The sequence below is a fragment of the Flavobacterium sp. P3_A6 genome (assembly GCF_056403035.1).
The window spans coordinates 25,792-39,593 of the sequence record NZ_JBFUGG010000011.1; the positions used below are offsets into that span (position 1 = coordinate 25,792).

Below are 13,802 nucleotides of genomic sequence, written 5' to 3' on the forward strand. Positions count from 1 at the left end.
ATGGGGAGCTTATTTTAATGATTATGCATATTCTTTCAAGTCGAATCTAATAGAATTTTCTCTTCACATACCATTAGTATATTTCAATTTATTAATACTCATTCCGATGTTTGTGTTAAAATCAAAATACATTAAATATACATTTTCACTAATTGCAAGTTTAGGAGTTGTTTATTTATTAAAGACCGGGCTGACTTATTTTATAATTTCCAAAAATATATGGCCGGAAGCCAATAGGGATTATAGTCCTTTTGAAATTAATCATATAGTAGCTGTCTGTATAGGCGAGCTTTATGTACTTGCAGTTGCCTCTTCCATATACCTGATGCTGACATGGCTCAAAGAAAGAGACCGAAATAAGGAAATAATACAAAATCAAAACAAAATAAAGCTGAAGTATTTAAAAAATCAGATTCAGCCGCACTTCTTTTTTAATACGCTAAATAATCTTTATGCGCTTTCATTAGAATCATCGAACAAAGTTCCAGATGTAATTATTAAGCTTTCACAATTAATGGAATATGTATTATATGATATTGAAGATGTCAAATATGTACCTTTAGTAAAAGAAATCGATTATATTCAAAATTATATAGAAATTGAAAAACTGCGTTTTCAAAATGTAGAAGTCAGATTTAATCTTGAATCCGATATTGACAATATAAAAGTTCCCCCATTACTGTTTATCTCACTAATCGAAAATGCTTTTAAACACGGAGGAGCCAATAATGAAAATCTCAAAATTAAAATCAGTTTCAGAGTTGTAAACTCTATGCTTGAATTTGAAATAATAAATAATTTTGTAATTTCACAGCCAAAAACAAACAAAAAAGGAATAGGCTTATCGAATACCAAAAAAAGATTAAAACTTATTTATAAAAATAGTTTTAGCATACTCCAAACAACAAAATGCAGCTTTTATAGTATCAAAATACAAATACCTTTATATAATGAAGATTAAATGTGTAATAATTGACGACGAGCCTTTAGCTATAAAAGTATTACTCAATTATTTTGAAAATTTTTCAGAATTTGAAGTTGTTAAAACTTTCAATAATTCATTAGAAGGTCTCGAATTTATTAATTCTAATACTATTGATGTTGTATTTCTGGATATCAATATGCCTATGATGACTGGGTTTGAATTAATCAAGCTAATAGAAAACAAAACCCGGATTATTATCACAACCGCTTTCCGAGAATTTGCCGCCGAAAGTTATGACCTGGAAGTATTGGATTATTTAGTAAAACCAATTCCATTGCCCCGTTTCATAAAATGTATTCATAAAATTGAGGCTGAACACAATTTAAAAAACAACATTAAAATTGAAAACCATCGTGCAGAACCACACCTATTTATCAAAGTGGATAAGAAAATGGTAAAGATAAATATTGATGAAATTCTTTTTATCGAAGGGATGAAAGAATACATCAAAGTTGTCACTGCCGAAAAAACTTACATAACACATAAATCATTAACTTCCTTAACTGATGAGTTGCCTTCTGAACGCTTTATGCGTATTCATAAATCCTATACAATTGCGTTAAACAAAGTAAAATCGATAGAGGGAAACAGAATTCAGATTTTATCCTATACTATACCTATTGGAAGAAATTACAGCAAAGAAGTAAAAGCAAAAATCCTAGAATAAATTTTTTGCAGAACTATAAGCAACAAATGTTTAGTGTGTTTTTTACATTTATTTAACAGTCAATGATGGTCAGTTTTTTATACTAAAAATACAGTTCTACATCGATTTTTTAGTTACGAAAAATCAATAAAACCGCCATTAGTTGACAAAATAATGCTGTTTATATAAAAGTGAAAAACTTTATATCCTAAAATTTTTTTTTAAAATTCTTAACAAATATATTTACAGTCTTGCAGCATCAAAAAAATAAATAATAACCAAAAAAATTAAATTTTTAAATTATGAGTTCAGAAAATTCACAAACCAAATGGGGGCAGTTTATCCCCTTAGTTATCGTATTCTTCTTTTGGGGATTTGTTGCTGCAAGTAATGACATCCTAATACCTGTTTTCAAAAAAGCATTTGATTTGACACAGGGAGAAAGTCAATTAGTAGCTTTTGCATTTTACATAGCATATACTGTAGGTTCTCTTATTTATATGGGAGTTTCAGTTTTAATAAAAGAGGATTTGGTAAACAAAATAGGATACAAAAATGGATTGTCTCTAGGACTGCTTATTTCTGCATTAGGTACGCTTTTATTTTATCCGGCAGCAAATACAGGATCTTTTGCACTAATGCTGGCAGGTTTATTTATTGTTGGTTTGGGTTTTTCGTTGCAGCAAACTGTTGCAAATCCACTAGCAATTGCATTAGGGCCTATTAAAACAGGTTCACAACGTTTAACATTAGCTGGTGGTGTCAACAATTTTGGAACAACAATTGGGCCATTAATTGTAAGTTTTGCTATTTTTGGTTCAAGTACCAATGCTAATACTGACGCAAGTATTGAAAGTGTAAAAATTCCTTATTTAATTTTAGGATTTGCTTTTTTAGTTGTGGCAATTTTATTGAAGTTCTCTTCACTGCCAGAGCGACCAGAGTTAATTGAAGAAGATGATTCACATGATAAAATAGCAGTAAAAACATCTGCATTACAGTATCCTCAATTAGTTATGGGTATGATTGCTATATTTTTATATGTTGGTGTTGAAGTATCTACAGCCAGTAATTTACCAGCATATATGGAAAGTAAACTAGGCTTTTTAACCAAAGATGTTGCTCCATACATCTCTTTATATTGGGCAAGTTTAATGATTGGCCGTTGGACTGGAGCTGTTGAAGCTTTTACTGAGAATATGAGTTTGCTTAAAGTATTACGTTTTCTAGCACCTTACTTAGCATTTGGAGTATTTTTAGGGGTAAACGCATTGGCAAATCACGATTTAACGCCTTTTTACATCTATGGATTAGTAATTTTAGTATTAATTGGAGCTGATATGGCAAGTAAAGGAAATCCGGCCAGAATGTTGCTGATTTTTTCTTCTTTAGGCATTTTGGCAACAGCCATAGGTATAACAACAAGAGGAATGGTTAGTGTATATGCTTTTACCAGCGTTGGTCTTTTTTGCAGTACTCTTTGGCCTTGTATTTTTACTTTAGCTGTAAGCGGATTGGGAAAACATACTAGCCAAGGAAGTAGTTTCCTGATTATGATGATTATGGGTGGTGGTTTTGTCAGCGTATTTCAAGGTAAAATTGCCGAAATTATCGGAATACAATCAAGTTACATCGTTGGTATTATCTGCTTCGCTTATCTTGCATTTTATGCTTGGAAAGTAAGTGCAATTTTAAAAGCGCACGGAATCGATTTTGACAAAAAAATATCTGGAGGACATTAAGAAAAAGAAAACTTCAATATCCACATTTTAGTATTCGCTAAAATGAATTCAAAAAAAATCCCATTCTATAAAACAGAATGGGATTTTTTAAATACAAAATTCAAGTCGCTGAGAATCGCGTATATGAAAATCATTTGAACCTAGAATCAAATATTAAATTTTCAACCATTTTTCAGCAAAAATAAAAAAGTCCCATTTCAATTGCGAAATGGGACTTTTTTTATTAGTTTTCTTACTTGACCGAAAACTCTATATTTTTTTTACTTATTTCCTTTTTCGAAATCAGCAACAAACTGAGCCAATCCAATATCTGTCAATGGATGTTTCAACAAACCATAAATCGCAGATAATGGACCTGTCATTACATCAGCACCAATTTTAGCACAATTTACAATATGCATAGTATGGCGCACAGAAGCAGCCAAAATTTCAGTCTCATAACCGTAGTTATCATAAATCTCTCTAATTTCACTAATCAGATTCAAACCATCTGTAGAAATATCATCCAAACGTCCAATAAATGGAGAAACATAAGTTGCGCCTGCTTTAGCGGCCAATAAAGCCTGACCAGCAGAGAACACAAGAGTTACATTCGTTTTAACTCCTTTATCTGAAAAATATTTAGCGGCCATTACACCTTCTTTTGTCATAGGCAATTTAACAACGATTTGATCATGCAAATCAGCTAACTCTTCTCCTTCTTTGATCATTCCGTCATAATCCAAAGCATTTACTTCGGCACTTACATCTCCTTCAACCAAATTACAGATATCTACATAATGTTTCAAAATATTGTTTTTCCCTGTAATTCCCTCTTTAGCCATCAATGACGGATTAGTAGTTACGCCATCCAAAACACCTAATGCTTGTGCTTCTTTAATTTGAGCTAAATTAGCTGTATCAATAAAAAATTTCATAATATATTTATATTTAATTGTGTTCATTTTTTGGGCGTGTTTGCCAAAAAAGCAAACCAGGCTTTCCGCTATATCTTTTATTTTTTAAAGAAAAAAATAAAAGGATGCCACTTCAATCCTTCACGCAAATTTTTTGCAAAAATACAACTTATAATTATCTATCAGAATTCTTTTTATTTAATTCTTTTAGTTCATTTTCTTCAAGAATTCAAAAAATAATTAATATTCCCTTATTTCTTATAATTTATAATGATTCATAAGCATTTTTTCATACATTTTGTCCGGCAGAATTCTCTTTAGCACTATAGAAAACTTTTGCATAAAAGCGCCTACTTTATAATGAATTTTTGGAGATGGATTATCAATGATTGCAAATACAGCTTCAGCCATTTCATTTGGATTGCTTCCGCTGTCCACATGTTCATTCATCGTTTTCAGATTATTCCCGTAAGGTGTTTCATATGCAGAACCTTTTATGACTGGGGCATGAAAACGGCCCGCAGCAATATTGGTAGCAAAATCACCCGGAGCGATATTTGTAATTTGAATTCCAAATGATTTCACTTCCATACGCAATGCTTCGGTAATTAATTCCAAAGCTCCTTTTGAGGCCGAATAAACACTGCGGTAAGGCAAACCCATATACCCTGCAATTGAAGTAATATTGATAATTAATCCCGATTGCTGTAAACGCATTTGTGGCAGCACCGCTTTCATTACTTCAATTGGTCCAAAAAAATTAGTTTCAAAATTATTTTTAATTTCTTCCATCGGAATTTCCTCCAAAGGTCCGGTAATACCAACCCCGGCATTATTAATCACAACATCCAGTCTTCCTGAAATGGCAATAACTCTAGCAACAGCCGAATGTATGGAATCGGCATTCTTAACATCCAAAGCAATTAAAGGAAAAACGGAATTAAGAATACGTTCTGGATTTCTGCTTGTACCATACACCACGAATCCCTTATGATGCAAAAATTCTCCAATAGACTTCCCTATTCCCGAAGATCCTCCTGTAATTAATACTACTTTTTTATTCATTGGTATAATTGCTGTTTTAGATATACAATATATGATATACGGTTTGGGTAAAAATAAAAAAATCCTCCCGAAGGAAGACTACTTTTGCATAATTCTTGTAAAAATAAAAAAAATGGCAAGCGATCTACATCGCACCGCTCAACCACGTACCCTTGCTATGTTCCCATCCTGGGGGAGTCTGCAGGAGCTGGTCGTGTAGGACTTGCCGGTGCAAATATACAACCTTTTTATATTTTTGCAAGCGCTTTGCTCTAATAAAATAACGTTGTATATTGGTCTCTTCAAATTTTAAACTATGAAAAAACATAACTTATTAATTGCCATTTTATTAGGAATCACATTAATTGGGTGCGGAGACACAAAAAAAGGTGAAAATTCTTTATTCACTATCGATGATTCTGCTTTTCCTGCTCATTTTACATCTCCAGAATCAGTTTCTATAGGTATTTTAAATCCAAATTCGAAAGAAATTGACAGCATTGCTTACTTTGTAAACAACAAAAAAGTTGGAAGTACAAAAGGTTCTGAAAAATTTAATTTTGCTTTAAAAAACCAAAAATTAGGATACCAATACTTAAAAGCTACCATTTATTTTGGCTCAAATTCATCAGATGCAACCAAAAGAATCGAATTAGTTTCGAATGTTACCCCAAAATTATTAAAATTCAAAATTGTTAATACTTATCCGCACGACACAGCATCATTTACCGAAGGTTTGGAATTTCGCAATGATACATTATGTGAAAGCACGGGACAAAAAGGAACATCTTATTTTAGAAAATACGATTATAGAACAGGGAAAGTTTACAAGCAAATTGACTTAGATTCAATGTATTTTGGAGAAGGAATCACCTTCATAAACGGTAAATTATATCAATTAACCTGGCAGGAAAAAACAGGTTTTATATATGATGCAAAAACGCTGAAATTGGAAAAAACTTTCACTTATGACAAAGACATTGAAGGCTGGGGAATGACTAATGACGGCACATATATTTACCAAACTGATAAAACAGAAAAAATTTGGAAAATGGATCCAAAAACCCAAAAAATGATTGATTATATCAATGTATATTCTGGAGAATCCAAAATAAAAGCTATAAATGAGTTAGAATGGATTAATGGCAAAATTTACACTAATGTTTGGCAAAAAGACGCCATTGCTGTTGTAAATCCAAATAATGGTGCCGTAGAAGGAATTTTGGACATGTCAGGATTGCGTAAATTCGTAAATGTTACCGCTGGAGATGTTCTAAACGGAATTGCTTATAATCCAAAAACCAAAACTATTTTTGTAACTGGAAAAAATTGGAACAAAATGTTCGAAATAACAGTTTCTGAATAACTATAAAATGACAACCCTTATTACCAATATAAAAGAACTGCTTCAAGTTCGTGAAAATTCTGTTTTAAAAGTTTCTGGAGCAGAAATGGCTGTTTTACCAACCATAAAGAATGCTTTTTTACTATTAAATGACGATTTAATCGCCGATTTTGGCTCTATGGATAATTTGCCTAAAATGACCGTAGATACAACTATTGATGCCAAAGGAAAAATAGTTTTGCCATCTTGGTGCGACAGCCATACGCACATTGTCTATGCTGGCAATCGCGAACAGGAATTTGTGGACCGCATTAATGGAATGACCTACGAAGAAATTGCCAATCGTGGTGGCGGAATCCTAAATTCTGCCAAAAAGCTAAACGAAACCACTGAGGAAGACATATACAATCAATCAAAAGCAAGACTTGAAGAAGTAATGCGATTGGGAACAGGAGCTATCGAAATTAAATCAGGCTATGGATTAACAGTTGAAGGCGAACTCAAAATGCTTCGCGTAATTCAACAATTATCACAAAACTACCCAATAACAATAAAAGCAACTTTTCTTGGCGCTCACGCCTTTCCTACTGCTTTCAAAGACAATAAAAAAGGATATATTGACTGCATAATTAATGAAATGCTTCCAGAAATAGCCAAAAATAAATTGGCTGATTTTATTGATGTTTTTTGTGAAATCGGTTATTTTTCTGTTGAAGATACTGAAAAAATAATGCGCGCAGGAATTCAATTTGGCTTAAAGCCAAAAATCCATGTCAATCAGTTCAATTCTATTGGCGGAATTCAAGCTGGCGTAAAACACAATGCACTTTCGGTTGACCATCTTGAAATAATGAAACCAGAAGACATTGAAGCCTTAAAAAACACAGAAACAATGCCAGTGTCTTTGCCTTCCTGCTCCTATTTTTTAAGCATTCCTTACACTCCGGCTCGTGAAATGATAGCTACGGGACTTCCATTAGCACTAGCAACAGATTATAATCCAGGCTCTACTCCATCAGGAAATATGAATTTTGTAGTTGCCACCGCCTGCATTAAAATGAAAATGACTCCCGAAGAAGCTATTAATGCCGCAACTATAAACGGTGCCTATGCCATGGGAATTTCAAATACGCATGGAAGCATCACAAAAGGAAAAAAAGCCAACCTTATCATCACCAAAGAAATCCCTTCCTATTACCAATTGCCTTATGCATTTGGGAGCAATTTAATTGACAGTGTGATTTTGGATGGTAAGGAATATTTATGATTTTTTCATTTTTAAGCATAAAAAAAGAGCGATATTCTGTTTGAGTATCGCTCTTTTTTTTGTTGCTATTTTTATTTCAAAGAGAAACTAGTTGAAGAAACCAATTGATCTTTATCGAAAACATTTACTGAATAAGTTCCTTTAGCAAAATCTTTTCCTGGTAAATCTTGAGAAACTTGAACCGTTTTGTTTTCATATTTTACACTGGAAACAAAACTGTAAACCAATTCTTTTTCTCCAAAAGAAGCTTTTTTAGCTTCGCCCAATACATTATTTTTACTGTCAATTACCTGCACATAATAATCTTTATCTCCTGATTTTGCAATTGAATTTTCAGCAATAGTAAAACTGATTTTAAGAACATCTGCTCTGCTCGCTTTATCTGTAGCTATTTCTTTTCCTGAGCTTTTTAATTTATAAGCTGCAGTCTGCAAATTCAAAATAGATAATTTTCCTCCTTTTTCAACTGTTTTAGCTAATTCTTCATTTTGACCCACTAAAACTTCATTGAATTTTTTTGATTCACCCAAAACAACTACTGTACTGTCACGCTGCGTAGTTAAAGTCGCATTTTGTTTTTTCAAACCTTCATTCTCCTGCATCAATTCTTTCATGTGGTTTTGCAGAGATTTTACCTCATTTCTGTATTTTGACATATCGCCATTAGATTTTTTAAGCTCATCCATCAAGTTTACCACTTTATCTCTTTCTTGCAGCAACTCTTCGGACATAGAAGTATTTTCAGATAATGCAGCATCATAGGTTGCCTTAAGATCCTGCAAATCTTTCATTACAGACTCTTTCTCCGAACCTACTTTTACGACCTCAGAATGTACTGTATCAACCTCTGAAGACATTTTAAAAATATAAACTAAACTTCCAACTAATAAAATAGCCAAAACAGCTATTACAGCTTTAAGACTTGAATTGTTTTTTTGATTTTCCATGTTAAAATATAATTGTTTTTTACAAATTTAATAATATATATAACGCAACTTAGATCAATTATATTATTTTTGAAAAATATTTTTTTTATGGAAAAACTCATAACATTCAGTATTAACGACCTAGCAAAAATTACCAATCACAGAAGCGGTGAAATTAAATTTGGCGAGAAAATACTTGTTGTTCCCAAAGATACTGACCCAATTGATTTTATCAAAAACAGCGAGGCCAAATTCGTTTTATTCGGAATTCCGGAAGATATTGGAGTTAGAGCCAATTATGGAAGACCTGGAGCAGCATCGGCATGGAAAAGTGCCATACAAAGCATTGCTAATATTCAGCATAACCGTTTTTCCAAAGGGAATCAGATTATTGTTTTAGGACACTTGGATGTTAAGCAAGAAATGAAAGAAGTCGAGCATCTTGATTTTAATGATATTGATGACAGGTCTAAATTAAGCCAGTTAGTTGAAAAAATTGACAAGGAAGTTTCCCATATTATCTGCAAAATTATTCAATCAGGCAAAATTCCAATAGTAATTGGCGGAGGTCATAACAATTCCTACGGAAATATAAAAGGAGCTGCCCTTGCCAAAGGAAAAGCCATAAACGCTGTTAATTTTGATGCACATTCTGATTTTAGAATTTTAGAGGGACGTCATAGCGGCAACGGTTTCTCTTATGCTTTTGAAGAAGGTTTTCTAAAAAAATATTTCATTTTTGGCCTTCATGAAAATTATACTTCCAAAAGTGTTTTGGACATTATAAAAAAAATTGAAGATCGGGTTCGTTACAATACTTACGACAGTGTTAACATTCGAAAAGAAAAAGTATTTTCCGAAGAAATGGTAACAGCTCTTGATTTTATTAAGAATGACCCGTTTGGAATTGAAATCGATTTGGATGCTATTCCAAATATAGCAAGCAGCGCAATGACATTAAGCGGTTTTTCAATTGAAGAGCTTCGTCAATTTGTTTCCTTTTTTGCTAAAAATAAAAATGCTGCTTATTTACATATTTGTGAAGGTGCACCTGATTTAGGTGAAGATAAGAACAATCATTTAATTGGTAAACTGATAGGTTATTTAGTGACCGATTTCATGAAATCACATAATTCAATTGAATTATAAATTAAGAAAAATATGTCCAAAAAGTAAAATAATTTTCATCAAAAATAATAACACTATCTTTGCGCCCTTATCTATGTACTAAATACAGGGTATTTTAATATCAAAAATATGTTATTCGAAGATTTATCACTTTCAAAAAGTATACAAAAAGCCGTATTTGAAGAAGGCTATACACACGCAACTCCTATTCAGAAACAATCTATACCAGTTGTTTTGGCTGGAAAAGATTTGGTAGGATGTGCTCAAACAGGAACCGGAAAAACGGCAGCATTTGCCATTCCAATTATACATCAATTGCACCGAATCGTAGGTTCTACTAAAAAAGCAAAAGTAATTCGAGCGCTTGTTGTCACTCCTACAAGAGAATTAGCTGTTCAAATTGGACAAAGTTTCGACACTTATGGAAAATACACCAATCTGACCCAATTAACGCTTTTTGGAGGCGTATCGCAAAATCCACAAGTAGATGCTTTAAAAAATGGAGTTGATATCGTAATAGCAACACCAGGACGCTTATTAGACCTGCATAAGCAAGGTTTTATAGATCTGAATCATTTACACACTTTGGTATTAGATGAAGCTGATCAGATGCTGGATATGGGTTTTGTTAATGATGTCAAAAAAATTGTAAAATTGACGCCAAAAAACAGGCAGACCCTTTTCTTTTCTGCAACAATGCCAATCGCCATAAGAGAATTAGCCGAAATGTTTCTGACAGATCCCGAAACTGTTACTGTATCTCCTGTTTCATCTACAGCTGAAAATGTAGAACAGCGCGTTTATTTTGTTGAGAAAACAGAAAAAAGAAATTTACTTTATCATTTGATAAAAAATGAAAACTTATCAAATGTCCTTGTTTTTTCAAGAACAAAACATGGCGCTGACAATGTTGTAAAAGCATTAAGAAAAAAAGATATTCCAGCAGAAGCCATACATGGAGATAAATCGCAAAATGCAAGACAGCGTGTGCTGGATGCGTTTAAAAACAAGGAAGTTGGTGTTCTTGTAGCAACAGATATTGCTGCCCGCGGTATAGATATCGATCAATTGCCTTTTGTAATCAATTTTGATTTGCCCAATATCCCCGAAACGTATGTTCACCGAATTGGACGAACAGGCCGTGCCGGAAATGGCGGAATTGCAATTTCTTTTTGCAGTAAAGACGAAAAAGATTACTGGAAAGATATTCAGAAACTTATAAAAGTAAATGTTGAAACCATAGATAATCATCCCTATCCGTGGCATTCTGGAAATCCGATGGCTGATAACATTCCGCCTAAAAATTCAAATCGAAGCGGAGGTGCTCACAAATCCAGAAAATCGAATGCTTCAAAACAAAATAAAAAACGCTGGTACTAAGAAGCCATAAATAATACATCCAAATATTTAAAAAACATCTTTTAATAGCTTAAAAGATGTTTTTTTTATGACATACCTGAATTAAACAAGGTTTTTGGCCTTTAAAATAAGGCTATTCATCACTTTAAACAATTGAATCGATTCAAATGGCTTAACAATAATATCATTGATTCCTGCCATTATTGCTTCATCCGTTATTTCATTTTTATCAAAAGCTGTCAACGCAATTATAGGCGTATCAACTCCTTCCAGCCTTATTCTCCTTGTAGTTTCAAAACCATTCATTAAAGGCATATTGATATCCATCAAAATAACATCAAACTCTTCCTCCGCTAAAATTTCCAAAGCCTTAAAACCATCTTCCACTACTATACAGGAATAATTATTTTTCTCAATAATTTTTTTAGTAATCAGCTGATTAATATGATTATCCTCAACCACAAGCACTTTGAATGCATGATTAGAACTCAGATCCACCTGTATGTTATTTATTATTTCATTAGTTTTCATAGAATTATATTCAAAATCAATACAAAAAGTAAAGACAGTACCTTTTCCCAATTCACTTTCGACGAAGATATTGCTGCCAAAAAGTTCTAACAGTCTTTTTACAATAGACAATCCCAAACCTGTACCCTGATAATCAAGTTCTTTCCTGCCTACCTGAACAAATTTATCAAAAATTTTATCTTGATCTAAAGCCGCAATACCAACTCCGTTATCTTTTATCTTAAACTCAATAGTATGTATTTCGTCTTTAACCTCAATTTGTCTGGCAATTATTTCAATATTACCATTTTTAGTAAATTTTAAAGCATTGCTCACCAAATTCATCATAATTTGCGCAAATCTAAGTTTATCGCCAATTAAGCTCTCTGGAATTAACGGATCTATCTCTATAAATATTTTATTATTATTTTTTTTGGCAATGAATGATAACGAATTTTTAATTGTAAGAAATTCATCCATGAGGTTAAACGTCAATTTATCCAAAATGATTTTATTTTCTTCAATTTTATTAATCTGCAGAATATCATTTACTAATGACAGTAAGTAGCGTGCAGAAAATTTCAGGGAATTTAAGTGCGGGCTTTTAGAAAGCTCTTGATGCTCTTCTAAAAGCAGATCAGCAATACCAACTACTCCATATAAAGGAGTTCGTAATTCATGGCTTATTGTCGAAATAAACTGTGTCTTTAACAAAGCTGATTCTTGTGCTTTTTTATTAGCAACAACCAGCTCTTGATTTGCAAGCATTAAATCGGCATTTGATTTTAATCTGAATCTGTTGTTTTTAATTAATGAATTCAGGAAAAGCAGTAAAACAAAAATGGCAATAATAAAAAGTAAAACAATAATTCTTGATTTTTTTAAGCTTTGAAACTGTAAATCTTTTTCATTTTCAATTTTATCAATGGTTCTCTTATACTCATCTAACTGAAAATTAACCCCTTCAATATTTGCTTTTTCTAATTTTTCTTCTGCATAAATTTCATCATTAAGACGTGTATAGATTTGCAGATTCTCATAAGCTTCTTTATATTTTTTTAATTTTAATAAAAGCTTAGAGTATTCTAAATGCGAAAAAGACAAATCTGATTTTTCATCCAGCTCCTTTCCAAGCCGAATTGCTTCTTTAAAATAAAAATCAGCCTTTGCATCATCATTTTTAAAATTGGAATACATGCCATTAAGCATATTAAGCACAACAACCACATAATCTTTTTTATGCTTCTTATAATAAAGATTAATCTGCTTTAAACTTTCTTCCCCCTTTTGAAACTTGCCAATATCAAAAAGTGCCCAAGTTAAGTTAAGATTAGTAAAAGCCATTTGAGAGGAATCTGAAATATTTTTGCTGTGTTCAATTGCTTTCCGATAATAAAAAACGCCTTTATCGTACTTCTTTTTTTCAAAACAATACATATTCCCCAGATTATTATTAACCCTTTGTTTTATTGTATCATCCTGAGTTAGATTAGCATAACTTAAAGCCTTATCGTAGTAAAAAATAGCTTTATCAAATTCTGCCAAAGCATTAAAATTGGCAGCAACATTATTATAATTTTTTGCAATAAGAACATTATCTTTTATGTATATAGCTTGACGCAAAGCTAATCTTGAAATCAGTAAAGATTTTTCAAAATCTCCAGATTCCCTAAGCTTTGTCGCAGATCGAATTAATTTATTGATTTCTTTTTTAGAAGGCAGTTGAGTCTGTCCGAATAAAGTTGTCCCTAAAAAATTAAACCAAAAAATAATTAATAAAACTATCCTTATTGGGGGCATAATAGATGTTGTTTCCCCAAAAGTACACCAAAATATATAATTTTATGCCATTTATACTAAGAATCTTTTAAAGATGTATTTTTCTTACAAAAATAAAAAAAGCAGTTACTTTTTAATAGGTAACTGCTTTTTTCTTTTCTATTTTAAACTTCAA

At 32.1% G+C, this 13,802-nt stretch carries 11 protein-coding genes and 1 other RNA gene; 7 read left to right on the forward strand and 5 right to left on the reverse strand.

Annotated features, from left to right (window positions below; all coding sequences use genetic code 11):
• The first annotated feature begins 106 nt into the window (after positions 1–106).
• The 3 genes from AC1DVP_RS12355 to AC1DVP_RS12365 all read left to right on the forward strand — a co-directional run bounded on the left by AC1DVP_RS12355 (position 107) and on the right by AC1DVP_RS12365 (position 3,373).
• Positions 107–961, forward strand: coding sequence for a sensor histidine kinase (locus AC1DVP_RS12355; protein ID WP_477183778.1), 855 nt, complete (start codon positions 107–109; stop codon positions 959–961).
• Entirely contained in the window at positions 951–1,652 is a 702-nt protein-coding gene (locus AC1DVP_RS12360; RefSeq protein WP_477183779.1) for a LytR/AlgR family response regulator transcription factor, read from the forward strand. The genes AC1DVP_RS12355 and AC1DVP_RS12360 overlap by 11 nt, the downstream gene beginning before the upstream one ends.
• Positions 1,653–1,933: 281 nt before the next feature.
• Positions 1,934–3,373 (forward strand): MFS transporter, encoded by a 1,440-nt coding sequence (locus AC1DVP_RS12365; protein WP_477183780.1) that lies wholly within the window; start codon positions 1,934–1,936, stop codon positions 3,371–3,373.
• 260 nt (positions 3,374–3,633) lie between these two features.
• Here the strand turns inward: AC1DVP_RS12365 and fsa are convergent, their stop codons facing one another.
• The 3 genes from fsa to ffs form a co-directional block, all read right to left on the reverse strand.
• A complete protein-coding gene (fsa, locus tag AC1DVP_RS12370; protein ID WP_477183781.1) occupies positions 3,634–4,290 on the reverse strand; it encodes a fructose-6-phosphate aldolase in 657 nt (218 codons plus the stop codon).
• 237 nt (positions 4,291–4,527) lie between these two features.
• Positions 4,528–5,334: an SDR family oxidoreductase gene (locus AC1DVP_RS12375; RefSeq protein ID WP_477183782.1), complete on the reverse strand. Its 807-nt coding sequence runs from the start codon at positions 5,332–5,334 to the stop codon at positions 4,528–4,530.
• Positions 5,335–5,444: 110 nt separating this feature from the next.
• An RNA gene (gene ffs / locus AC1DVP_RS12380) (signal recognition particle sRNA small type) lies at positions 5,445–5,542 on the reverse strand.
• Positions 5,543–5,629: 87 nt separating this feature from the next.
• Here ffs and AC1DVP_RS12385 point away from each other — a divergent pair.
• Both AC1DVP_RS12385 and hutI read left to right on the forward strand, forming a co-directional pair.
• Positions 5,630–6,679 carry a glutaminyl-peptide cyclotransferase gene (locus AC1DVP_RS12385; protein WP_477183783.1) on the forward strand — a complete coding sequence of 350 codons (1,050 nt, stop codon included), beginning with the start codon at positions 5,630–5,632 and terminating at the stop codon, positions 6,677–6,679.
• Positions 6,680–6,686: 7 nt separating this feature from the next.
• Positions 6,687–7,925 (forward strand): imidazolonepropionase, encoded by a 1,239-nt coding sequence (hutI, locus tag AC1DVP_RS12390; protein WP_477183784.1) that lies wholly within the window; start codon positions 6,687–6,689, stop codon positions 7,923–7,925.
• A 71-nt stretch (positions 7,926–7,996) separates the two neighbouring features.
• Here hutI and AC1DVP_RS12395 read toward each other — a convergent pair whose 3' ends face one another.
• Positions 7,997–8,872, reverse strand: a complete 876-nt coding sequence (locus tag AC1DVP_RS12395; protein WP_477183785.1) for a hypothetical protein — start codon at positions 8,870–8,872, stop codon at positions 7,997–7,999.
• An 87-nt stretch (positions 8,873–8,959) separates the two neighbouring features.
• On the opposite strand from AC1DVP_RS12395, the gene AC1DVP_RS12400 reads away from it, so the two are divergent.
• Both AC1DVP_RS12400 and AC1DVP_RS12405 read left to right on the forward strand, forming a co-directional pair.
• Positions 8,960–10,000 (forward strand): formimidoylglutamase, encoded by a 1,041-nt coding sequence (locus tag AC1DVP_RS12400; protein ID WP_477183786.1) that lies wholly within the window; start codon positions 8,960–8,962, stop codon positions 9,998–10,000.
• Between the two features lie 108 nt (positions 10,001–10,108).
• Positions 10,109–11,359, forward strand: a complete 1,251-nt coding sequence (locus AC1DVP_RS12405) for a DEAD/DEAH box helicase (protein WP_477183787.1) — start codon at positions 10,109–10,111, stop codon at positions 11,357–11,359.
• A gap of 81 nt (positions 11,360–11,440) precedes the next feature.
• Here the strand turns inward: AC1DVP_RS12405 and AC1DVP_RS12410 are convergent, their stop codons facing one another.
• Positions 11,441–13,648 (reverse strand): response regulator, encoded by a 2,208-nt coding sequence (locus AC1DVP_RS12410; RefSeq protein WP_477183788.1) that lies wholly within the window; start codon positions 13,646–13,648, stop codon positions 11,441–11,443.
• Between the last annotated feature and the right edge of the window lie 154 nt (positions 13,649–13,802).